The sequence below is a fragment of the Streptomyces sp. NPDC001056 genome, from assembly GCF_053598955.1.
This window is the reverse complement of record NZ_JBSFLI010000025.1, coordinates 91138-113435: the sequence shown is the minus strand read 5'-3', so window position 1 is coordinate 113435 and position 22298 is coordinate 91138. Positions and strand designations below refer to the sequence as shown.

Annotated in this window: 19 protein-coding genes; 12 read left to right on the top strand and 7 right to left on the bottom strand. The window is 71.7% G+C overall.

From position 1 onward, the window contains the following. Positions 1 to 4: 4 nt before the first annotated feature. The 4 genes from iolD to iolC are packed head-to-tail and all read right to left on the bottom strand — an operon-like array spanning position 5 to position 4566. Positions 5 to 1873 carry a 3D-(3,5/4)-trihydroxycyclohexane-1,2-dione acylhydrolase (decyclizing) gene (gene iolD, locus ACWDD7_RS26735; protein WP_450459257.1) on the bottom strand — a complete coding sequence of 623 codons (1869 nt, stop codon included), beginning with the start codon at positions 1871 to 1873 and terminating at the stop codon, positions 5 to 7. Then, positions 1870 to 2694, bottom strand: coding sequence for a 5-deoxy-glucuronate isomerase (iolB, locus tag ACWDD7_RS26730; RefSeq protein ID WP_392215798.1), 825 nt, complete (start codon positions 2692 to 2694; stop codon positions 1870 to 1872). The genes iolD and iolB overlap by 4 nt, the downstream gene beginning before the upstream one ends. A gap of 7 nt (positions 2695 to 2701) precedes the next feature. Beyond that, a complete protein-coding gene (locus ACWDD7_RS26725; protein ID WP_450459256.1) occupies positions 2702 to 3619 on the bottom strand; it encodes a Cgl0159 family (beta/alpha)8-fold protein in 918 nt (305 codons plus the stop codon). Beyond that, positions 3616 to 4566 (bottom strand): 5-dehydro-2-deoxygluconokinase, encoded by a 951-nt coding sequence (gene iolC / locus ACWDD7_RS26720; protein WP_450459255.1) that lies wholly within the window; start codon positions 4564 to 4566, stop codon positions 3616 to 3618. Before iolC ends, ACWDD7_RS26725 begins: the two co-directional genes overlap by 4 nt. A 380-nt stretch (positions 4567 to 4946) precedes the next feature. Between iolC and ACWDD7_RS26715 the strand changes: the two genes are divergently transcribed. After that, the gene (locus ACWDD7_RS26715) at positions 4947 to 5147 is read left to right on the top strand and encodes a helix-turn-helix transcriptional regulator (RefSeq protein WP_085564809.1); all 201 of its coding nucleotides are present in this window, start codon (positions 4947 to 4949) and stop codon (positions 5145 to 5147) included. A 22-nt stretch (positions 5148 to 5169) separates the two neighbouring features. On the opposite strand, the gene ACWDD7_RS26710 is transcribed toward ACWDD7_RS26715, so the two are convergent. Continuing rightward, positions 5170 to 6213: a zinc-dependent alcohol dehydrogenase family protein gene (locus ACWDD7_RS26710; protein ID WP_450459254.1), complete on the bottom strand. Its 1044-nt coding sequence runs from the start codon at positions 6211 to 6213 to the stop codon at positions 5170 to 5172. A gap of 174 nt (positions 6214 to 6387) precedes the next feature. Here ACWDD7_RS26710 and ACWDD7_RS26705 point away from each other — a divergent pair, with 174 nt between their 5' ends. From ACWDD7_RS26705 to ACWDD7_RS26695, 3 genes are all read left to right on the top strand, one after another. Further along, complete coding sequence (locus tag ACWDD7_RS26705; RefSeq protein ID WP_450459253.1) at positions 6388 to 7332, top strand: PrsW family glutamic-type intramembrane protease; 945 nt, start codon at positions 6388 to 6390, stop codon at positions 7330 to 7332. 73 nt (positions 7333 to 7405) lie between these two features. Further along, positions 7406 to 7645, top strand: coding sequence for a heavy-metal-associated domain-containing protein (locus ACWDD7_RS26700; RefSeq protein WP_351870301.1), 240 nt, complete (start codon positions 7406 to 7408; stop codon positions 7643 to 7645). Positions 7646 to 7731: 86 nt separating this feature from the next. Further along, positions 7732 to 9987, top strand: coding sequence for a heavy metal translocating P-type ATPase (locus tag ACWDD7_RS26695; RefSeq protein ID WP_450459252.1), 2256 nt, complete (start codon positions 7732 to 7734; stop codon positions 9985 to 9987). Between the two features lie 510 nt (positions 9988 to 10497). Here the strand turns inward: ACWDD7_RS26695 and ACWDD7_RS26690 are convergent. Next, complete coding sequence (locus tag ACWDD7_RS26690; RefSeq protein ID WP_351870307.1) at positions 10498 to 11787, bottom strand: citrate synthase; 1290 nt, start codon at positions 11785 to 11787, stop codon at positions 10498 to 10500. A gap of 178 nt (positions 11788 to 11965) precedes the next feature. Then, positions 11966 to 14242, bottom strand: coding sequence for an SF1B family DNA helicase RecD2 (gene recD2, locus ACWDD7_RS26685; RefSeq protein ID WP_450459250.1), 2277 nt, complete (start codon positions 14240 to 14242; stop codon positions 11966 to 11968). Positions 14243 to 14432: 190 nt separating this feature from the next. On the opposite strand from recD2, the gene ACWDD7_RS26680 reads away from it, so the two are divergent. From ACWDD7_RS26680 to rbsD, 8 genes are all read left to right on the top strand, one after another. Further along, on the top strand, positions 14433 to 15329 hold the full coding sequence (locus tag ACWDD7_RS26680; RefSeq protein WP_450459249.1) for a hypothetical protein: 897 nt from the start codon (positions 14433 to 14435) through the stop codon (positions 15327 to 15329). 31 nt (positions 15330 to 15360) lie between these two features. Further along, positions 15361 to 15630, top strand: a complete 270-nt coding sequence (locus tag ACWDD7_RS26675; RefSeq protein ID WP_450459248.1) for a hypothetical protein — start codon at positions 15361 to 15363, stop codon at positions 15628 to 15630. Between the two features lie 31 nt (positions 15631 to 15661). Further along, positions 15662 to 15955 carry a hypothetical protein gene (locus tag ACWDD7_RS26670; protein ID WP_450459247.1) on the top strand — a complete coding sequence of 98 codons (294 nt, stop codon included), beginning with the start codon at positions 15662 to 15664 and terminating at the stop codon, positions 15953 to 15955. Between the two features lie 238 nt (positions 15956 to 16193). Beyond that, positions 16194 to 17360 (top strand): LacI family DNA-binding transcriptional regulator, encoded by a 1167-nt coding sequence (locus ACWDD7_RS26665; RefSeq protein ID WP_450459246.1) that lies wholly within the window; start codon positions 16194 to 16196, stop codon positions 17358 to 17360. Continuing rightward, on the top strand, positions 17357 to 18901 hold the full coding sequence (locus tag ACWDD7_RS26660; protein WP_450459244.1) for a sugar ABC transporter ATP-binding protein: 1545 nt from the start codon (positions 17357 to 17359) through the stop codon (positions 18899 to 18901). The genes ACWDD7_RS26665 and ACWDD7_RS26660 overlap by 4 nt, the downstream gene beginning before the upstream one ends. Beyond that, a complete protein-coding gene (locus ACWDD7_RS26655) occupies positions 18891 to 20840 on the top strand; it encodes an ABC transporter permease/substrate-binding protein (protein WP_450459243.1) in 1950 nt (649 codons plus the stop codon). Before ACWDD7_RS26660 ends, ACWDD7_RS26655 begins: the two co-directional genes overlap by 11 nt. Positions 20841 to 20955: 115 nt before the next feature. After that, a complete protein-coding gene (locus ACWDD7_RS26650) occupies positions 20956 to 21882 on the top strand; it encodes a ribokinase (RefSeq protein WP_450459242.1) in 927 nt (308 codons plus the stop codon). Beyond that, positions 21879 to 22259 (top strand): D-ribose pyranase, encoded by a 381-nt coding sequence (rbsD, locus tag ACWDD7_RS26645; RefSeq protein ID WP_450459240.1) that lies wholly within the window; start codon positions 21879 to 21881, stop codon positions 22257 to 22259. Before ACWDD7_RS26650 ends, rbsD begins: the two co-directional genes overlap by 4 nt. Positions 22260 to 22298: the final 39 nt, after the last annotated feature.

Here is a 22298-nt window from a genome sequence, read left to right as displayed (position 1 = left end):
CTTCTCACAGATGGCGGCGTCGGGTCGAGACGTGCCGTTCGTACTGCTCACGTGCCGTGACCGCGGGCGTTCGGGTCGCGGTCGCGGCCACAGGAACATCCCACCAGGCCTGCGCCTCGGGCGCGCCCGACACAGTGTCGGACGTTTCGGTCTCGACGTAGACACATGTGGGAGTGTCGGCGGCCCGTGCCTCGGCGAGCGCCGCGCGCAGTTCCTCGGTGGTCCCGGCCCGCAGCACCCGCATGCCCAGGCTGGCGGCGTTGGCCGCGAGGTCCACGGGCAGCGGCGCGCCGCTGTACGTCCCTTCCTCGTTCCTGAACCGGTACGCGGTGCCGAACCGCTCGCCGCCCACCGCCTCCGAGAGACCGCCGATCGACGCGTACCCGTGGTTCTGCACCAGCAGCACCTTGATCGCGACGCCCTCCTGCACGGCGGTCACCAGCTCCGTCGGCATCATCAGATAGGTGCCGTCCCCGACCAGCGCCCACACGTTCCGCTCGGGCGCCGCCAGCTTCACGCCGAGGGCGGCCGGGATCTCGTAGCCCATGCAGGAGTAGCCGTACTCCAGGTGGTACTGGTCGGACGACCGCGCCCGCCACAGCTTGTGCAGATCGCCGGGGAGCGACCCGGCCGCGTTGACCACGATGTCCGACTCGTCCACCAGGGCGTCGAGCGCGCCGATGACCTGCGGCTGCGTCGGCCGGGCGGTCGGCTCCGCCGCGAAACAGGCGTCCACGCGCCGTTCCCAGCGCGCCTTGCCCTCCGTGTACTCGTCGACGTACGCGCCGTCCGCCCGGTACGCGGCCAGCGCCCCGGTCAGCTCGTCCAGGCCGGTGCGGGCGTCCGCGACCAGGGGCAGCGCGGCCAGTTTGTGGGCGTCGTACGGCGCGATGTTGAGGTGGAGGAAGCGCACGTCCGGGTGTTGGAAGAGGGTGCCGGAGGCGGTGGTGAAGTCGGTGAAGCGGGTGCCGACGCCGATCACCAGATCCGCGGTGCGCGCCAGTTCGTCGGCGGTCGCGGTGCCGGTGTGGCCGATTCCGCCGACGTCCTGCGGATGGTCGTACCGCAGGGAGCCCTTGCCCGCCTGGGTGGAGGCGACGGGGATGCCGGTCGCCGAGGCGAACGCGGCGAGGGCCGCCTCGGCACGGCTGTGGCGGACGCCGCCGCCCGCGACGACGAGGGGGCGGCGTGCCTGCCGGACCGCCCGTGCCGCGCGGGCCAGCTCGGCCGGGTCCGTGCCCGGCCGCCGTACGGTCCACACCCGCTCGGCGAAGAACTCCTCGGGCCACTCGTACGCCTCCGCCTGCACGTCCTGCGGCAGCGCGAGGGTGACGGCGCCGGTCTCGACGGGGTCGGTGAGCACCCGCATGGCCCGCAGGGCGGCCGGGACCAGCGCCTCCGGGCGGGTGATCCGGTCGAAGTAGCGGGAGACCGGGCGCAGCGTGTCGTTGACCGAGACGTCGCCCGCGTACGGCACCTCCAGCTGCTGGAGCACCGGGTCGGCGGGGCGGGTGGCGAAGACGTCGCCGGGGAGGAGGAGGACGGGGAGGTGGTTGACGGTGGCGAGGGCGGCGCCGGTGACGAGGTTGGTGGCACCGGGGCCGATCGACGTCGTCACCGCGTGGGTGGCGAGGCGGCCCGACTGGCGGGCGTAGCCGACGGCCGCGTGCACCATGGACTGCTCGTTGCGGCCCTGGTGGTACGGCATCACGCCCGCGTACTCGACCAGCGCCTGGCCGATCCCCGCGACATTGCCGTGGCCGAAGATGCCCCAGGTGGCGCCGATCAACCGCCGTCGCTCGCCGTCGCGTTCGGAGTACTGGACGGCGAGGAAGCGGACGAGCGCCTGGGCGACGGTCAGCCGGATCGTCATCGGTAGCCCCCGGTGGTCTCGGTGTGGTCGGGGTGGAAGCGGATCCGCCACTCCCGCGTCCCGCCGGGCCCGGCCATGACGTTCAGGTAGTACATGGCGTGTCCGGGCTGGGCGATGGACGGGCCGTGCCAGCCGTCGGGGACGAGGACGGCGTCGCCGGAGCGGACCTCGGCGAGCACGTCGGCGCCGCCCGCGCGCGAGGGGAACACCCGCTGGTAGCCGAGGCCGTTCGGGCCCTCGATCTCGAAGTAGTAGATCTCCTCCAGCACGCACTCCTCGCCCGGCCGGTGCTCGTCGTGCTTGTGCGGCGGGTACGAGGACCAGTTGCCGCCGGGGGTGAGGACCTCGACGGCGATGAGCCGGTCGCAGTCGAAGGCGTCGGCGGAGGCGAAGTTGCGCACCTGGCGGGCGCAGGTGCCGCTGCCGCGCCGCTCGACGGGGACCTCCGGCGCGGGGCCGTAGCGGGCGGGGAGTCGTCGCTCGCACTTCGCTCCTGCCAGGGCGAAGCGGCCTCCCGCGCCGGAGGCGATCTGGACCCGGGCGTCCCGGGGTGCGTACGCGAAGTCCGAGGCCCCCGCGAACACGCTGTCCCGACCCAGGAGTTGGAACTCGCTTTCCTCGATTCGAACGGTACATCCGCCTTCCAGCGGAAGCACGATCCACTCACTGTCCCCGGTGATGAACGTATGGCTACGACCGGGGGACAACTCGACGATACGCAGACCGCTGTACGTCCACCCGGCGCGCTTCGGACCGATGTCGAGCGCGTACGCGGCACTCGCGGTGGTGCCCCGGGGCAGATACAGGTCGGTGCTGGTCATACCACCCTCACAGCAGTCGTACGGCGGTGTCCACGGCGGCGGCCACATCGCCGTCCGCCGGGTACAACAGCGAGCGGCCGGCCACCAGGCCGCGCACGGTGGGGAGTCGGAGCGCGCCGCGCCACCTCTCGTGGGCGGCGGCCTGTTCGCCGGGCGAGTCGCCTATGTCGCCGCCGAGCAGGACGGCGGGGAGGGTGGAGGTCTGCATGACCTCGGCCATGTCGTCGGGGTTCTCGGTGACCGGGACCTTCAGCCAGGTGTAGGCCGAACTGCCGCCGAGGCCCGAGGCGATGGCGATGGCGCGGGTGACGGCCTCGGCGGAGAGGTCGTTGACGAGGGCCCCCTCGGGGGTGCGGCGGCTGATGAACGGCTCGACGAAGACCGGGAGCCGGCGTTCGGCCATGGCGTCGACGGCGCGGGCGGCGGACTCCAGGGTGGCCAGGGAGCCGGGGTCGGTGTAGTCGAGGCGCAGCAGCAGTTTGCCGGCGTCGAAGCCGAGGCGGTCGATGTCCTCGGGGCGGTGGCCGGTGAAGCGGTCGTCCAGCTCGAAGGCGGCGCCCTGGAGTCCGCCGCGGTTCATCGAGCCCATGACGACCTTGTGCTCCAGGGCGCCGAGCAGCAGCAGGTCGTCCAGGATGTCGGCGGTGGCGAGGACGCCGTCGACGCCGGGCCGCGACAGCGCGAGACACAGGCGTTCGAGGAGGTCGGCGCGGTTGGCCATGGCGAGTGCCCGGTCGCCGACGCCGAGGGCGCCGCGGGCGGGGTGGTCGGCGGCGACGATCATCAGCCGGCCGTTGTCGTTCAGCAGCGGGCGGCGCCGGCGGCGGGCGGCGGCTTCGGCGACGGCCCCGGGGTTACGGGCGCGGACGCGGACCAGGTCGGCGACGTCGACGCGGGGGCGGCTGCCGGCACGGCCGGTGCTCACCGTACGGCTCCGGCGGCGAGTACGGCGGCCACCTCGTCCGGGGTGGGCATCGCCGAGGAGCACTCCAGGCGGGAGGCGACGATGGCGCCGGCCGCGTTGGCGTGGCGCATGGTGGTCTCCAGGTCCCAGCCGGCCAGCAGCCCGTGGCACAGGGAGCCGCCGAACGCGTCGCCCGCGCCGAGTCCGTTGAGGACGGCGACGGGGAGCGGGGGCACCTCGACGGACTCGCCTTCGGCACTGACCGCGAGGACGCCCCTGGGACCCTGTTTCACCACGGCGAGTCGCACGCCCGCGTCCAGCAACGCCCGTGCGGCGGCGTGGGGTTCGCGCACCCCCGTGGCGATCTCCACCTCGTCCAGGTTGCCGACGGCGACGGTGGTGTGGCGCAGGGCCTCGGCGTAGAAGGGGCGGGCGGTGTCCGGGTCGCGCCAGAACACCGGGCGCCAGTCGAGGTCGAAGACGGTGGTGCCGGCCCTGTCCCGGTGGGCGAGGGCGGTGAGGGTCGCGGTACGGCTCGGCTCCTCGCTGAGCCCGGTGCCGGTCACCCAGAAGACCCGGGCCGCGCGGATCGCGTCGAGGTTCAGCTCGCCGGCCTCGATCTCCAGGTCGGGGGCCTTGGGCTGCCGGTAGAAGTACAGCGGGAAGTCGTCGGGCGGAAAGACCTCGCAGAAGGTGACGGGGGTCGGGAGCCCGGGCACGGAGGTGACCCAGCGGTCGTCGACGCCGAACGCGCGCAACGCGTCGCGCAGGTATGCCCCGAACGGGTCCTCACCGGTACGAGTGATCACGGCGGCGGCACGTCCGAGCCGGGCCGCCGCCACTGCGACGTTGGTCGCCGACCCCCCGAGGAACTTCCCGAAGGTCGTCACCCGCGCGAGCGGAACCCCGGCCTGCAACGGATACAGATCCACTCCGATCCGCCCCATGGTGATCAGGTCGTACCCCATCGACTCCCCTTCATCACGCCTCCCCGGCTTTGTAGTCCTGCCCACGATCGCTGTCAATATTTTGTCCGGACATTCGGACGATGGGGTGGACGAGGGCGGGCGGGGCGGAGGCGGCGCGACGGCCGGCCCATGCCCCACCCCGACGCCGGTCACACCCGCACCCGCGGAGCGCTTTGCCGCAGGCGTGTCACAAAGAACTCACTTCTGTCACGCATGTCGCGCGTACGCGGGCGCTGCGTCACACCCGGACGACAGGGGCTGACCGTTGGTCACGGTGCGTCGTTGTCCGGGCGCAGGCTTGGTGATCGCCAGCACAGCGCCCGGCTCCCCCGACGGCCGTCCCCGGCCGCCGCCGCGGCGCGCGCAGGGAGGTGCAGCTCATGACCGACCGCAGGCTCTGGTCGTACAAGGAGATCGCGGCGCACATCAAGGTGCAGCCGGACACCGTGCGGTCGTACCGCAAACACGGGTTGCTGCCCCCACCGGACCATGTGGAGGGCGGCAAGCCCTACTGGTACGCGGACACCGTCCGCGCCTGGGTCGCCGCCCGGCCGAGCAGCCGCGGGCGACGCCCCGACTGAAGTCCCGCCGCCCGCGGGGCCGTTACGCCCACGGCTCGACGACCGTCACCCCGGCCCCCGGCGCCTTCCCCATCTCCGCGAGGGCCGCCGGGGCCGCGTCGAGCGGGATCGTGGACGTCACCAGGAGGTCGGGGCGCAGGACGCCGGAGCGGACCAGTTCCAGCATGCCGGGATAGGTGTGGGCGGCCATGCCGTGGCTGCCCAGGAGTTCGAGTTCCAGCGCGATCGCGCGGGCCATCGGCACCGGGGTCGTGCCGTCGGCCGAGGGCAGCAGTCCGACCTGGACGTGCCGGCCGCGGCGGCGCAGGGAGGTGACGGACGCGGCGCACGTGACGGGCGAACCGAGCGCGTCCAGCGAGAGATGGGCACCGCCGCCGGTCAGTTCCCGGACCGCCGCGGCCGTGTCGGGCACCGCACGCGCGTCCAGGCAGTGCGCCGCCCCGAACGTCCGCGCCAGTTCCAGCGCCCCCGGCGAGATGTCGACGGCGACCACCCGCGCCCCGGCCGCCGCCGCGATCATCACCGCGGACAGGCCGACCCCGCCGCAGCCGTGCACCGCGACCCACTCCCCGGCCGCGGCCCGTCCCTGCTGCACCACGGCACGGAAGGCGGTGGCGAAGCGGCAGCCGAGGCCCGCCGCGGTGCCGTACGCCATGCCCTCCGGGATCGCCACGAGGTTGACGTCGGCGTGGTCGAGGGCGACGTACTCGGCGAAGGAGCCCCAGTGGCTGAAGCCGGGCTGGGTCTGCCGTTCGCACACCTGCTGGTCGCCCGCCGCGCAGGCCGGGCAGCCGCCGCAGGCGCACACGAACGGCACGGTGACCCGGTCGCCGGGCCGCCAGCCGGTCACCCGGGCGCCCACCGCCTCGATCACACCGGCGAGTTCGTGTCCGGGCACGTGCGGCAGCACGATGTCGGAGTCGTGGCCCATCCAGCCGTGCCAGTCGCTGCGGCACAGCCCGGTCGCCTCGACCCGGACCACGACCCCGTGCTCCGCGGGCGTCGGGTCGGGCACGTTCCGTACCTCGGCCGGCTTCCCGAACTCCTCGAACAGCACCGCTCTCATGCGGTCACCTTTTCACGTCGCCTCGGGCCGTGACCGTCGGGCCATCACGCGTACGGCGCACGAGGACGGCGACGGAACGGGACATCTGCCTAAGGTGCGGAGGAATCACCCCGGTGAACACCCGGTGCGTCACCGGTGATCCGCTCTTGCCCGCAGCCCGAGGGGACGACCCACGTGAGCCACCCCCCGCCGTCCGGCACGCCCAAGGCCCGCATCCCCCACCCGCAGCAGCCCCCACCGCCGTACCCCCGCATCGGCGCGGGCCTGTGGAAGCGCTGCCTGGGCGGCGGGCTCGCGGTGTGGGCGCCGGCCGCGGTGCTGGCCGTCGTGACCCGCAGCACGGCCGCGCTGCCGACGCCCGTCCTGCTCGGCGGCTTCCTGGTGCCGGTGGTCTTCGTGCTGTGGGCGTACGAGCGGCACGGCCGGGACCTCGGTGTCAGCGCGGTCCTCGGCTGCTTCCTCGCGGGCGGCGCGCTCGGCGTGCTCGGCGCCTCGCTCGCCGCGTCGGACGTGCCGCACCCCTCCCCCGGCCGGTTCCTGACCACCGCCCTGGTCGAGGAGGTGGCCAAGCTGGGCGCGCTGGCGTTCGCGCTGCGCCGGCAGCCGGCCGTGCACGGCATGCGGGCCGGACTGGTGCTCGGCGCGGCCGTCGGCGTCGGCTTCGCGGCGCTGGAGAGCACCGGCCACGCCCTCGACGCCGCCCTCTTTGCCCCCGACCTCTGGGGGCAGCTGGAGACGGAGCTGGCGCGCGGGCTGCTCGCCCCCTTCGGACAGGGTCTGTGGACCGCGATCGGGGGCGGTGTGCTGCTCGCGCTGCGGCGCCCGGACGGGCGTTTCCGGTACGCCCCGCCGGTGGTCGCCGCCTGCGTGGGCGCCGCCCTGCTGCACGCCCTCGCGGACACGGCGCGGGGCATCGCGCCCTGGCTGGTCGTACGGCTCACCGGCCGGGGCCTGGAGCCCGGACTGTTCGCGCCGGGGTACCCGCCCCAGCCGAGCGCCTCGCAGCAGCATCTGCTCACCCTGGTCGCGACCCTCGGCCCCGCCCTCGTCGCGCTGGCCGGTCTCACCTGGGCGCTGTCACTCGCCCGACGGAATCCGCCTTGGAAAAATACCCCCTAGGGGTATACTCTGAGGAGAGTGGGGGAAGCATCGGGAACACCACCGGCCCCACAGCCACGACGAGGAGAACGACATGAGCGCCCAGACCGACACTTCGGCCTCCGTCACCACCGTCTACCAGGTGACCGGCATGAGCTGCGGCCACTGCGAGGGATCCGTCTCCGGCGAGATCTCCCAGCTCCCCGGCGTCACCTCGGTGAAGGCCGTCGCGTCGAGCGGCGAGGTGACCGTCGTCTCCACGGCCCCGCTGGACGACGAGGCCGTCCGCGCCGCCGTGGACGAGGCCGGCTTCGAGCTGGCCGGCAAGGCCTGAGCACCGCCCTTCCACAGCCCCGACCGGCCGCGCCGACCAGCTGATACTGGCTCCGCGCGCCCCGGTCCGATGTCTGGAGTCCGGACATGACCAGCACCATCGCAGAGACAGCCATAACCCCCGGTACGACGTCCGAGGTCGAACTGCTCATCGGCGGGATGACCTGCGCCTCCTGCGCGGCCCGCGTGGAGAAGAAGCTCAACCGGATGGACGGCGTCAGCGCCACCGTCAACTTCGCCACCGAGAAGGCGAAGGTCAGCTACGGCGCGGGCGTCGAGGTCGCCGACCTGATCGCCACCGTCGTCAAGACCGGGTACACCGCCGAGGAACCCGCCCCGCCGCGGCCCGAACCCGAGGCCGCGGCCCCGGAGTCCGCCGGTCAGGACCCCGAACTCGGCGCCCTGCGTCACCGGCTGCTCGTCTCCGCGCTGCTCGCCGCCCCCGTCGTGCTGCTCGCGATGATCCCGGCCCTCCAGTTCGACAACTGGCAGTGGCTCTCCCTCACCCTCGCCGCGCCCGTCGTCGTCTGGGGGGGCGCGCCCTTCCACCGCGCCGCCTGGACCAACGCCCGGCACGGCGCGGCCACCATGGACACCCTGGTCTCGGTCGGCACGCTGGCCGCGTTCGGCTGGTCGCTGTGGGCGCTGTTCTTCGGCCACGCCGGGATGACCGGCATGCACGACGAGTTCCGCCTCACCGTCTCCCGCATGGACGGCGCCTCCACCATCTACCTGGAGGTCGCCTCCGGCGTCGTCGCGCTGATCCTGCTCGGCCGCTACCTGGAGGCCCGCTCCAAGCGGCGCGCGGGAGCGGCCCTGAAGGCCCTGCTGGAGCTGGGGGCCAAGGACGTGGCGGTGCTGCGGGACAGCCGCGAGGTGCGCGTGCCCGTCTCCTCCCTCGCGGTCGGCGACCGGTTCGTCGTACGGCCCGGCGAGAAGGTCGCCACCGACGGCACCGTGGTCGAGGGCATCTCCGCGGTCGACGCCTCCATGCTGACCGGCGAGTCGGTGCCGGTGGACGTCGGCCCCGGCGACAAGGTCACCGGGGCCACGGTCAACGCGGGCGGGCGGCTCGTCGTGGAGGCCACCCGGGTCGGCGCGGACACCCAGCTCGCGCGCATGGCCAGGCTGGTCGAGGACGCGCAGAACGGCAAGGCCGAGGTGCAGCGGCTCGCCGACCGCGTCTCCGCCGTGTTCGTGCCCGTGGTCATCCTGATCGCGCTCGCCACCTTCGGCGTCTGGCTCGGCGTCACCGGGGACGCGGTCTCCGCGTTCACCGCCGCCGTCGCCGTGCTGATCATCGCCTGCCCCTGCGCGCTGGGCCTCGCCACGCCGACCGCGCTGATGGTCGGCACCGGGCGCGGCGCCCAGCTCGGCATCCTGATCAAGGGCCCCGAGGTCCTGGAGTCCACGCGCCGCGTCGACACCGTCGTCCTGGACAAGACCGGCACCGTCACCACCGGCCGGATGACCCTCCAGGCGGTGTACACCGCCGACGGCGAGGACGAGAAGGAGCTGCTGCGCCTCGCGGGCGCCCTGGAGCACGCCTCCGAGCACCCCGTCGCCCGCGCCATCGCGGCCGGCGCCGAGGAGCGCACCGGCGCGCTTCCGGCGGTCGAGCACTTCGAGAACGTCCCCGGGCGGGGCGTGCGCGGGCGCGTGGACGGGCGCGAGGTGGCCGTGGGGCGTCTGTACGACGACGTTCCCGAGGGGCTGGCCCGCGCGGCCCGCCAGGCCGAGCGCGAGGGCCGTACGGCCGTCCTGGCGGGCTGGGACGGGCGGGCCCGCGGGGTCCTCGCGGTCGCCGACGCGGTCAAGGAGACCAGCGCCGAGGCGATCCGCGAGCTGCGCGCCCTCGGGCTGACGCCGGTGCTGCTCACCGGGGACAACCGGACGGTCGCCGAGTCGGTCGCCGAGGCCGTCGGCATCGACGCCGAGCACGTGTACGCCGAGGTGCTGCCCGAGGACAAGGTGGACGTCGTACGACGCCTCCAGGGCGAGGGGCGCGCGGTGGCCATGGTCGGCGACGGGGTCAACGACGCGGCCGCCCTCGCGACCGCCGACCTGGGCCTCGCGATGGGCACCGGTACGGACGCGGCGATCGAGGCTGGCGATCTGACGCTGGTCCGCGGAGACCTGCGGACCGCCGCGGACGCCATCCGGCTGTCCCGGCGGACGCTGGCCACCATCAAGGGCAATCTCGTGTGGGCGTTCGGCTACAACGTGGCCGCGCTGCCGCTGGCCGCCGCGGGGCTGCTGAACCCGATGATCGCGGGCGCCGCGATGGCGTTCTCCTCGGTGTTCGTGGTGACCAACAGCCTGCGGCTGCGCCGGTTCCGCTGAAGGTCCCGCCGAATTCGGGACCAAAGTCCCCCTAGAGACGGGCGCGAGCCTCACATAAGCTCTTCACAAGGCTCGCGCATCATCCTTACGCAAGGGCCCCGTTCACCGCATCGGGGCCCTTGCGCATTAAAGGGACATATGCAAGAGACGCAGATCACAGTGGTGTGAACGTAACCATCGAAGGGGTTCGAAGGTCTAAGTTGGCGATGTCGGATCGGCGTCTTGGGGGGCGCTGACCCGACGTCTGGGGATGTCTTGGGGGACTTCCCCGGAGATGCGTTGCCGGGGCACGTACACCGGGAAGCTTTGAGCGGCCCTCCCGGCGTGCCTGTCCCGGCAGACCGCACATCGACAGCGATTCAGGCGCTGTCCTCTCCGAGCGCCCGGCCGGATCCCGTGGGGGGAATCCGCACCGGGACATGGGAAGGCGCCCTGGTCGTCGGCCCGTGGGGGGACCGGCGACCCAGGGCGCCTTCTTCTTCGCCTCGTCTCAGGCGGCGCGTCTCGGGCTCAGCGGGCCTCGACCGGCACGAAGTCGCGCTGGACCACGCCCGTGTAGATCTGGCGCGGGCGGCCGATGCGGGAACCCGGCTCCTTGATCATCTCGGTCCACTGGGCGATCCAGCCCGGCAGGCGGCCGAGGGCGAACAGGACCGTGAACATCTCGGTCGGGAAGCCCATGGCCCGGTAGATCAGACCGGTGTAGAAGTCGACGTTCGGGTAGAGGCTGCGCGAGACGAAGTAGTCGTCGGAGAGCGCGTGCTCCTCCAGCTTGAGCGCGATGTCCAGCAGCTCGTCGGACTTGCCGAGGGCCGAGAGGACGTCGTGCGCGGCGGCCTTGATGATCTTGGCGCGCGGGTCGAAGTTCTTGTAGACCCGGTGGCCGAAGCCCATCAGGCGGACGCCGTCCTCCTTGTTCTTCACCTTGCGGATGAAGGTGTCGACGTCGCCGCCGCTCTGCTTGATGCCCTCCAGCATCTCCAGGACGGACTGGTTGGCGCCGCCGTGCAGCGGGCCCCACAGCGCCGAGATGCCGGCCGAGATCGACGCGAACATGTTGGCCTGCGAGGAGCCGACGAGGCGGACCGTGGAGGTCGAACAGTTCTGCTCGTGGTCGGCGTGCAGGATCAGCAGCTTGTCCAGCGCGGAGACGACGACCGGGTCCAGCTCGTACTCGTCGGCCGGGACCGAGAAGGTCATGCGCAGGAAGTTCTCGACGTAGCCGAGGTCGTTGCGCGGGTAGACGAACGGGTGGCCGATCGACTTCTTGTACGCGTACGCCGCGATCGTCGGCAGCTTGGCGAGCAGCCGGATCGTGGAGAGGTTGCGCTGCTTCTCGTCGAACGGGTTGTGGCTGTCCTGGTAGAAGGTGGACAGCGCCGAGACGACCGAGGACAGCATGGCCATCGGGTGGGCGTCGCGCGGGAAGCCCTTGTAGAAGTTCTTGACGTCCTCGTGCAGCAGCGTGTGCCGCGTGATGTCGCCCTTGAACGTCGTCAGCTCGTCCACGGTGGGCAGCTCGCCGTTGATCAGCAGGTACGCCACCTCCAGGAAGGTGGAGCGCTCGGCCAGCTGCTCGATGGGGTAGCCGCGGTAGCGGAGGATGCCCCCCTCGCCGTCGAGGTAGGTGACCGCGGATTTGTAGGCGGCCGTGTTGCCGTACCCGCTGTCGAGGGTCACCAGCCCGGTCTGGGTGCGCAGCTTCCCGATGTCGAAGCCCTTGTCGCCGACGGTGCTGTCGACCACCGGGTAGGTGTACTCGCCGTCGCCGTACCGCAGTACTACAGAGTTGTCGCTCACGTCTTCCCTCACCGACGTAGTGCCTCATCTTCGAGGTGCCCTGACTGTCTCTACCATCCCCCATTTGGCTCAGGAGAGTGCACTCGGGGTCGACCATTGGGCCTATTGACGGCACTCAGTGCCGTCAGCCTGCCTATCCTGCCCCCTCGGAGAGGCATCTGGAAGTGCTCTGTGACCTTCACGACTCATTTGATCGATCATTTTTCGGGAGGAGCCGGAAGTCCAGGGCCGTACACCGCCGTCCGGCGGACACGGTGCGCACCGCCTGCCCGATCGCGCGGCGCGACCCGACGAGGACGACCAGCCTCTTGGCCCGCGTCACGGCCGTGTACAGCAGGTTCCGCTGCAACATCATCCATGCTCCCGTGGTGACGGGAATCACCACGGCGGGATATTCACTTCCCTGTGAACGATGGATGGTCACCGCGTACGCATGGGCGAGTTCGTCCAGTTCGTCGTATTCATACGGAACCTCCTCGTCCTCGTCCGTCAGCACCGTCAGCCGCTGGTCGACCGGGTCGAGCGCGGTGACGACGCCCACGGTGCCGTTGAAGACCCCGTTCTTCCCTTTCTCGTAATTGTTGCGAATCTGGGTCACCTTGTCGCCGACACGGAAGACCCGCCCGCCGAACCGCTTCTCGGGCACGTCGGGGCGGGCGGGGGTGATGGCCTGCTGGAGCAGCCCGTTGAGCGCTCCCGCGCCCGCCGGCCCCCGGTGCATCGGCGCGAGCACCTGCACGTCGCGCCGCGGGTCGAGCCCGAACCTGGCCGGGATCCGCCGCGCCGCCACGTCCACGGTGAGCCGCCCCGCCGCCTCCGTGTCGTCCTCCACGAAGAGGAAGAAGTCCTTGAGGCCGTCGGTGAGCGGGTGCTGCCCCGCGTTGATCCGGTGCGCGTTGGTGACGACGCCGGACTGCTGGGCCTGGCGGAAGACGCGGGTGAGGCGGACGGCGGGGATGGGGCTGTTCTCGGCGAGGAGGTCTCGGAGCACCTCCCCCGCGCCGACGCTGGGCAGCTGGTCGACGTCCCCGACGAAGAGCAGGTGCGCCCCGGGCGGTACGGCCTTCACCAGCTTGTTGGCGAGGAGCAGGTCCAGCATGGACGCCTCGTCCACGACGACGAGGTCGGCGTCGAGCGGCCGCTCCCGGTCGTACGCCGCGTCTCCCCCCGGCTTCAGCTCCAGCAGCCGGTGCACGGTGGACGCCTCGGTCCCGGTCAGCTCGGCCAGCCGCTTGGCGGCGCGGCCGGTCGGCGCGGCGAGCAGCACCTTGGCCCGTCTGGCGCGGGCCAGCTCCACGATGGACCGGACGGTGAACGACTTGCCGCAGCCGGGGCCGCCGGTGAGCACGGCGACCTTCCGGGTGAGCGCGAGCCTGACGGCGGCTTCCTGCTCGGGGGCGAGGTCGGCGCCGGTGCGCTGCCGGAGCCAGCCGAGGGCCTTGTCCCAGTCCACGTCCCGGAAGCCGGGCATGCGGTCCTGGTCGGTGCGCAGGAGGCGGAGCAGCTGGGAGGAGAGGGAGATCTCGGCGCGGTGGAAGGGGACCAGGTAGACGGCGGTGACGTCTTGCTCCCCGCCGGCGGGCCCCGGGACCTTCTCTCGTACGACCCCTGGCTCCTCTCCCCCTTCTCCCTCCCGGGACAGCTCGGCGAGGCACTCGATGACGAGTCCGGTGTCGACCTGGAGGAGTTTGACGGCGTCGGCGATGAGCCGTTCCTCGGGCAGGTAGCAGTTGCCCTGGTCGGCGGACTGGGAGAGGGCGTACTGGAGGCCGGCCTTGACGCGCTCGGGGCTGTCGTGGGGGATGCCGACGGACTGGGCGATCTTGTCCGCGGTGAGGAAGCCGATGCCCCAGACGTCGGCGGCGAGCCGGTAGGGGTTCTTCCTGACCACGTCGATCGACGCGTCCCCGTACTTCTTGTAGATCCGCACGGCGATGGAGGTGGACACCTCGACGGTCTGCAGGAAGAGCATGACCTCCTTGATCGCCTTCTGCTCCTCCCACGCCTCGGCGATCTTCTTCGTCCGCTTGGGCCCGAGCCCCGGGACCTCGATCAGCCGCTTGGGCTCCTCCTCGATGACGCGGAGGGTGTCCATGCCGAAGTGCCGCGTGATCCGGTCGGCGAAGACGGGTCCGATCCCTTTGACGAGTCCCGAGCCGAGGTAACGCCGCATGCCCTGAACGGTGGCGGGCAGGACGGTCGAGTAGTTCTCGACCTGGAACTGCTTCCCGTGCTGGGGATGCGTCCCCCACCGCCCCTCCATCCGCAGGGACTCCCCGACCTGGGCACCGAGCAGCGCCCCGACGACGGTGACCAGCTCCCCGCCGCCTCTCCCGGTGTCGACCCGGGCAACGGTGTACCCGTTCTCCTCGTTGGCGTACGTGATCCGCTCCAGCACACCTTCCAACACGGCCGTCCGCCGCTCGCCGGTGTGGGTCCCCGCCTGTTGAGCCATGGGTCGACGGTAGCGGTGAGGTGTGACAGGGGTGGAGGCCGGTGGGGGGCGGGTGCGTCGATGGGCTCACCGCCGAAGCGGAACAGCACCGGGCGGTCGCGGCACCACCACGAACGTCATTTTCCTCCTGCATATGCAACCTCTGGCGATCCGGCTCGTTGATCACGTCGTACGACAGGAGGGAGTGTCGATGGTCGGCTCGTCGCACGAGGCGTTGCACAGGATCTTCCAGAAGGATCCGACCTTGTTGACGCAGGCGTTGCAGCGGGTGCTGCACGTGCCGTTCCCCAAGCCGCGGGAGATCGCGGCGCTGAACGTGGACCTCACCGAGATCGAACCGGTCGAGCGGCGAGTGGACACGCTGATGCGGGCGGAGACGGACGAGGGCACGTATCTGCTGGTGGTGGAGTCACAGGGGAAGGTGGACGACCGGAAACGGGGCAGTTGGCCTTACTACCTCGCCTACTTGTACGAGAAGTACCGCTGCGAACCGGTGCTGATCGTGATCACGCAGAGCAGTACGACCGCCAAGTGGGCATCGCGGCCCATCCGGTTCGGGTTCCGCGACTGGCACTCGATGACGGTGCGTCCGTTGGTGCTGGGGCCGGACAACGTGCCGATGATCACCGACGCGGACCGGGCCGGCCGGGACCCGTCCCTCGCGGTCCTCTCGGCCATGACACACGGACGTGGACCGCAGACTCCGGCCATACTGGAATCTCTGGTAGCCGCCCTGAAGACCATCGACTACGACACCGCCGCGGTCTACGCGCAGTTCGTCGACTCCTGCCTGACCAACCCCCAGGCGAAGCAGATGTGGAGGGACTTGATGAAGACGGTCCAGTACTTCTGGCGCCACCCCCTGGCCGAACAGGTACGGGAGGAGGGACGCGAAGAAGGCCGCGAAGAGGGGCGCATCGAGACCTCCCGGCGTATGGTCTTCCACCTCCTCGAATGGCGCCGCATCCCCGTCCCCGACACCGCCCGTGCACGCATCGAGACCTGCACCGACCTCGACCAGCTGGAGACCTGGGCCGAGCGGGCCGTGCACGCGACGGACGCCCACGAGCTGTTCACCGGCCAGTGAACCGGCGCACCGAAGACCGGGGGTGACGCAAGTGGGACGAATCCAGTACTTCTGGCGCCACCCCCTGGCCGAACAGGTACGGGAAGAGGGGCGGGAAGAGGGGCGCCAAGAAGGCCGGGAAGAGGGGCGCATCGAGGTCTCCCGGCGGATGGTCCTCCGCCTCCTCGAATGGCGCCGCATCCCCGTCCCCGACACCGCCCGCGAACGCATCGAGACCTGCACCGACCTCGACCAGCTGGAGACCTGGGCCGAGCGGGCCGTGCACGCGACGGACGCCCACGAGCTGTTCACCGGCCAGTGAACCGGCGCACCGAAGACCGGGGGTGACGCAAGTGGGACGAATCCAGTACTTCTGGCGCCACCCCCTGGCCGAACAGGTACGGGAAGAGGGGCGGGAAGAGGGCCGCAAGGAGGTACGCGAGAAATTGCGCCAAGAAGGCCGGGAAGAGGGGCGCATCGAGGTCTCCCGGCGGATGGTCCTCCGCCTCCTCGAATGGCGCCGCATCCCCGTCCCCGACGCCACCCGCGCACGCATCGAGACCTGCACCGACCCGGACCGGCTGGAGACCTGGGCCGAGCGGGCCGTACACGCGACCGACGCCCACGAGGTGTTCGGCGAGGAGTGAGCCCCGTCGGGTCGCTCGCCCCTCGGGGGGCCGCACCCCTCTGGTGATCGCCGCACGCTGATCGCCGGTCACCAGGGGCGTCTCCCGCCCCCAGCCGACACATTCGCGCCAGGTCACGATTGCGTTTCGGCCACCCCACACCCCCTTGCCACCACCCGTGTAATCGATTCCAATCGTTTCTCGCGTCTCGATGTAATCGATTCCAAGCGTCACGAGTTCACAAGGAGGTGGGCCGGAGGTGGCGAGCATCAAGGATGTCGCCGCTGTGGCGGGCGTGTCCGTCGCGACGGTTTCGCGGGTGCTGAACGCGCACCCGTCCGTGAGTGCGGATGCCCGTGCCCGGGTGCTGGCCGCCGTGGAGTCCCTCGGGTACCGGCCGAACGCCGTGGCGCGTTCGCTGCGGACCGATCAGACCCACACCCTCGGCCTCGTCATCAGCGACGTGCTGAATCCCTACTTCACCGAGCTGGCCCGCTCCGTGGAGGAGGAGGCCCGTTCGCTCGGGTACAGCGTGATCATCGGGAACGCCGACGAGCGGCCCGATCTCCAGGACCATCACGTACGGAATCTGCTCGACCGGCGGATCGACGGGCTGCTGGTGTCCCCGACCGACGGTGGGTCGCCGCTGATGCTGGACGCCGCCCGCGCCGGTACCCCCATGGTGTTCGTGGACCGCTGGATCCCCGGCGTCGACGTCCCCGTCGTACGCGCCGACGGACGGGCCGCCGTGCAGGACCTCGTCTCCCACCTGCACCGCCTCGGGCACCGGCGGCTCGCGATCATCGCCGGGCCCGCCGCGACCACCACCGGCAGCGAGCGCGTCGAGGCGTTCCGCGCCGCCCTGGCCTCCTACGGGCTTCCCCTGCCCGGCGTCTACATCGGCCAGGGCGACTTCCAGGCCGCCAGCGGTCGCCGGGTCACCGAGGGGTTCCTCGACCTTCCCGAGCCGCCGGACGCCGTGTTCGCGGCCGACAACCTGATGGCGCTCGGCGCCCTGGACGCCGTCCGCGCGCGGGGGCTGCGGGTGCCGGACGACATCGCGCTGGCCGCGTTCGACGACATCCCGTGGTTCGTGCACACCGATCCCCCGGTCACCGCGATCGCCCAGCCCACCGGCGAGCTGGGCCGGGCCGCCGTACGCGCCCTGGTCGACCGGATCGAGGGACGGCCCGCCGCGTCCGTCACCCTCGCCGCCCGGCTCGTCGTGCGCCGCTCCTGCGGTGAAGCCGGTGACGCCGGTGAAGCCGGTGACGCCGGTGACGCCGGTGACGCCGGTGACGCCGGTGACGCCGGTGACGCCGGTGACGCCGGTCAGACCGGTGCGGCCCCGGAGCAGACCCGGGTCGTCCCCGTCCCCGCATCCCCCACCCCGCCCCTCCCCCCAGTGCAAAGGAGCACGACGTGAGCGACCCGGACGAGTTGCTGCGCATCGAGGGCATACGCAAGACCTTTCCCGGCGTGGTCGCGCTCGACGGTGTCGACTTCGACCTGCGCCGGGGCGAGGTGCATGTGCTGCTCGGTGAGAACGGCGCCGGCAAGAGCACGCTCATCAAGATGCTTTCCGGCGCCTACACGCCCGACGCCGGGCGCATCCTCGTCGGCGGCCGGGAGGCGCGCATCCACGGTGCGCAGGACTCCGAGCGGCTCGGGATCGCCACCATCTACCAGGAGTTCAACCTGGTGCCGGACCTGACCGTCGCCGAGAACATCTTCCTCGGCCGGCAGCCGCGCCGGTTCGGGATGATCGACCGGAAGCGGATGGAGGCCGAGGCCGCCGAGCTCCTGGAGCGGGTCGGCGTGCGGGTCTCACCGCGTGCCCGGGTGCGTGAACTGGGCATCGCCCGGCTCCAGATGGTGGAGATCGCCAAGGCGCTGAGCCTGGACGCGCGGGTGCTCATCATGGACGAGCCGACCGCCGTGCTCACCTCGGAGGAGGTCGAGAAGCTCTTCGCCATCGTGCGGCAGCTGCGTGAGGACGGGGTGGGGATCGTCTTCATCACCCATCACCTCGACGAGATCGCCGCCCTGGGGGATCGCGTCACCGTCATCCGGGACGGCAGGAGTGTCGGACAGGTGCCCGCCTCCACCGCCGAGGACGAGCTGGTACGGCTCATGGTCGGACGCTCCATCGAGCAGCAGTACCCGCGTCGGCGCCCGGACAGGGGCGCCGCGTTGCTCAGTGTCGAGGGGCTGACCCGCGACGGCGTCTTCCACGACGTGAGCTTCGAGGTGCACGCCGGCGAGGTCGTCGGCATCGCCGGTCTGGTCGGCGCCGGGCGCACCGAGGTCGTACGGGCCGTGTTCGGCGCGGACCCGTACGACGACGGGGCCGTGAAGGTCGGCGGCAACACGCTGCGGCGCTCCGACGTGAACGCCGCGATGGCGGCCGGGATCGGGCTCGTCCCCGAGGACCGCAAGGGCCAGGGCCTCGTGCTGGACGCCTCGGTCGAGGAGAACCTGGGACTGGTGACCCTGCGCGCGGCGACCCGCGCCGGACTGGTCGACCGCAAGGCGCAGCACGTGGCGGCCGAGGAGATCGCCGCTCGGCTGGGGGTGCGGATGGCCGGGCTCGGCCAGCACGTGCGCACGCTCTCCGGCGGCAACCAGCAGAAGGTCGTCATCGGCAAGTGGCTGCTGGCCGACACCAAGGTGCTGATCCTGGACGAGCCGACGCGCGGCATCGACGTGGGCGCCAAGGTCGAGATCTACCAGCTGATCAACGAGCTGACGGCCGCCGGCGCCGCCGTGCTGATGATCTCCAGCGATCTGCCCGAGGTGCTCGGCATGAGCGACCGGGTGCTGGTGATGGCCCAGGGCCGGATCGCCGGAGAACTCGCGGCCGACGAGGCCACCCAGGACGCCGTGATGGCGCTCGCCGTTTCCCACCCCACCAGCGAGAACCCCACCACCGACAACACCGCGAAGGAGGCCACCCGTGGCCACTGACACGCTCAAGAGCACGGCGGGAGCGAGTGGCGCCCCGGGCGGCCTGCGCCGGCTGCTGCTCGACAACGGCGCGCTGACCGCGCTGATCGCCCTGGTCATCGCCCTGTCGGCGCTGTCCGGCGACTTCCTGACGACGGACAACCTGCTCAACATCGGTGTCCAGGCGGCCGTGACGGCCATCCTGGCCTTCGGTGTCACCTTCGTGATCGTGGCGGCGGGCATCGACCTGTCCGTGGGCTCGGTGGCCGCGCTGTCGGCGACGGTGCTGGCATGGACCGCCACCCAGCACGGGGTGCCGGTCGCGCCGGCCGTCGTCCTCGCGGTCGCCACGGGCGTCGCGGCCGGTCTGGTGAACGGTTTCCTCATCGCCTACGGCAAGCTGCCCCCGTTCATCGCGACGCTCGCCATGCTGTCGGTGGGCCGCGGTCTGTCGCTGGTGATCTCCGGTGGTGTGCCGATCCCGTTCCCGGACTCGGTCTCGCACCTCGGTGACACGCTCGGCGACTGGCTGCCGGTGCCGGTCCTGGTCATGATCGTCATGGGGCTGCTGGCCGCGCTCGTGCTCGGCCGCACCTACATCGGCCGCTCGATGTACGCGATCGGCGGCAACGAGGAGGCCGCGCGCCTGTCGGGCCTGCGGGTCAGGAAGCAGAAGCTCGCGATCTACGCCCTGTCCGGTGTGTTCGCGGCGGTGGCGGGCATCGTGCTGGCCTCCCGGCTGTCCTCCGCCCAGCCGCAGGCCGCCGACGGCTACGAGCTGGACGCCATCGCGGCCGTCGTCATCGGCGGTGCCTCGCTCGCGGGCGGCACCGGCAAGGCGTCCGGCACCCTGGTCGGCGCGCTGATCCTCGCGGTGCTGCGCAACGGCCTCAACCTGCTGAACGTCTCCGCGTTCTGGCAGCAGGTCGTCATCGGTGTCGTCATCGCGCTGGCGGTACTGCTCGACACGGTGCGCCGCAAGGCGGGTGCCACCCCGGTGACCACCGGTGGCGGCGGCAACAAGGGCAGGCAGGCGGCGACGTACGGGCTCGCGGCCGTGGTGACCGTGGCGATCGTCGGTGCGACCTCCTTCCTGCACAACGGCTCCTCGTCCTCGGCCGACCCGAAGATGGGTCTGTCGCTGTCGACCCTCAACAACCCGTTCTTCGTGCAGATCCGCTCCGGCGCGCAGGCCGAGGCGAAGAAGCTGGGCGTGGACCTGACGGTCACCGACGCGCAGAACGACGCCTCGCAGCAGGCCAACCAGCTCCAGAACTTCACCAGTTCGGGACTGGACGCGATCATCGTCAACCCGGTGGACTCGGACGCGGCGAGCAACTCGGTCAAGGCCGCCGACAAGGCGAGCATCCCGGTCATCGCGGTCGACCGCGGCGTCAACAAGGCCGATGTGAACGCCCTGGTGGCCTCGGACAACATCGCCGGCGGTGAGCTGGCGGCGAAGACGATCGCCGAGAAGCTGGGCGGCAAGGGCAAGATCGTGATCCTCCAGGGTCAGGCGGGCACCTCGGCGGCGCGTGAGCGTGCGCAGGGCTTCGCCGACGGTCTGAAGGCCTACCCGGGCATCAAGGTGGTGGCACAGCAGCCCGCCGACTTCGACCGCACCAAGGGCCTCGACGTGATGTCGAACCTGCTCCAGGCCCACCCGGACGTGCAGGGCGTCATCGCCGCCAACGACGAGATGGCCCTCGGCGCGATCAAGGCGCTGGGTTCCAAGGCCGGTAGGTCGGTGCCGGTGGTCGGCTTCGACGGCACCCCGGACGGCCTGAACGCGGTCAAGGCGGGCACGCTGTACGCCTCGGTCGCCCAGCAGCCGACCCAGCTCGGCCGGATCGCCGTGGACAACGCGCTCAGGGCGAGCCAGGGCAAGAAGGTCGAACAGACGGTCAAGGTGCCGGTGAAGGTGGTCACGAAGGACAACGTGGCCGGGTTCAACGGCTGACGGAGAAGGCGAAGAGGACTCGGGCGGACGGTCGTACACCATGGGGGCACCATGGAGGGCGACCGTCCGCCCCGGTTCGTTCCTGGGTTTCACGGGTTTTCATGGGAGTCAACTGATGTACGACTACGACCTGTTGGTCGTGGGTTCGGCCAACGCCGACCTGGTGATCGGTGTCGAGCGGCGGCCGGCCGCGGGCGAGACGGTGCTCGGCGGCGACCTGTCCACGCACCCCGGCGGCAAGGGCGCCAACCAGGCGGTCGCCGCGGCCCGGCTCGGGGCCCGTACGGCCCTGCTGGCGCGCGTCGGCGACGACGGCCACGGCCGGCTGCTGCTCGACTCCCTGCGCTCGGCCGGGGTCGATCCGGCGGGCGTGCTGACGGGCGGGGCGCCGACCGGGGTCGCGCTGATCACCGTCGACCCGTCCGGGGACAACAGCATCGTGGTGTCGCCGGGCGCGAACGCCCGCCTCACCCCGGCGGACGTCCGGGCCGCCGAGGGCCTGCTGCGCTCCTCCCGCGTGGTCTCCGCCCAGCTGGAGATCCCGCTGGAGACGGTCGTGGAGGTGGTACGGAACCTGCCCGCCGGCACCCGCTTCGTCCTCAATCCCTCCCCGCCGCGCCCGCTGCCCGCCGAGGTGCTGGCCGCCTGCGATCCGCTGATCGTGAACGAGCACGAGGCGCGGGTGATCCTCGGCGACAGCGACAGCGACAGCGGCGCCGGCACCGGGATCGGCGAGGACCCCGGGGACTGGGCGCGCGGGCTGCTGGCCATGGGCCCGCGTTCGGTCGTGGTCACGCTCGGCGCCGAGGGCGCCCTGGTGTACGACGGCTCGGGCGCGACCCGGGTGGCCTCGGTGAAGGTCGACGCGGTGGACACCACGGGCGCGGGCGACGCCTTCACCGCCGCCCTGGCCTGGAGGCTGGGCGCGGGGGCGGGCCTCGCGGAGGCGGCGGCGTACGCGGCCCGCGTCGGCGCGGCGGCCGTGACGAAGCCGGGGGCGCAGGAGTCGTATCCGACGGCCGAGGAGGTCGGGCAGCCGTGAAGAAGTCGGGCATCCTGAATCGCCATCTGGCGGGCGCGCTGGCCGAGTTGGGGCACGGGGATGAGGTCCTGGTGTGCGACGCGGGCATGCCGATCCCGGCCGGGCCGCGCGTGGTGGACCTGGCCTTCCGCGCCGGGGTGCCGTCCTTCGCCGAGGTCTTCGCCGGGCTGCTGGACGAGCTGGTGATCGAGGGGGCCACGGTCGCAACGGAGCTGCGCGGGCCCCATCTGGACCTGGTGGAGCGGCGGTTCACCCGGGTGGACCTCGTGCCGCACGAGCGGCTGAAGGAGTTGTCGGCGGGTGCGCGGCTGGTCGTCCGCACCGGCGAGGCGAGCCCGTACGCCAATGTGCTGTTGCGGTGCGGGGTTTTCTTCTAGTGCGGTGAAGCGTGGTCGAGCGGTGGACGCCCGCGTGAA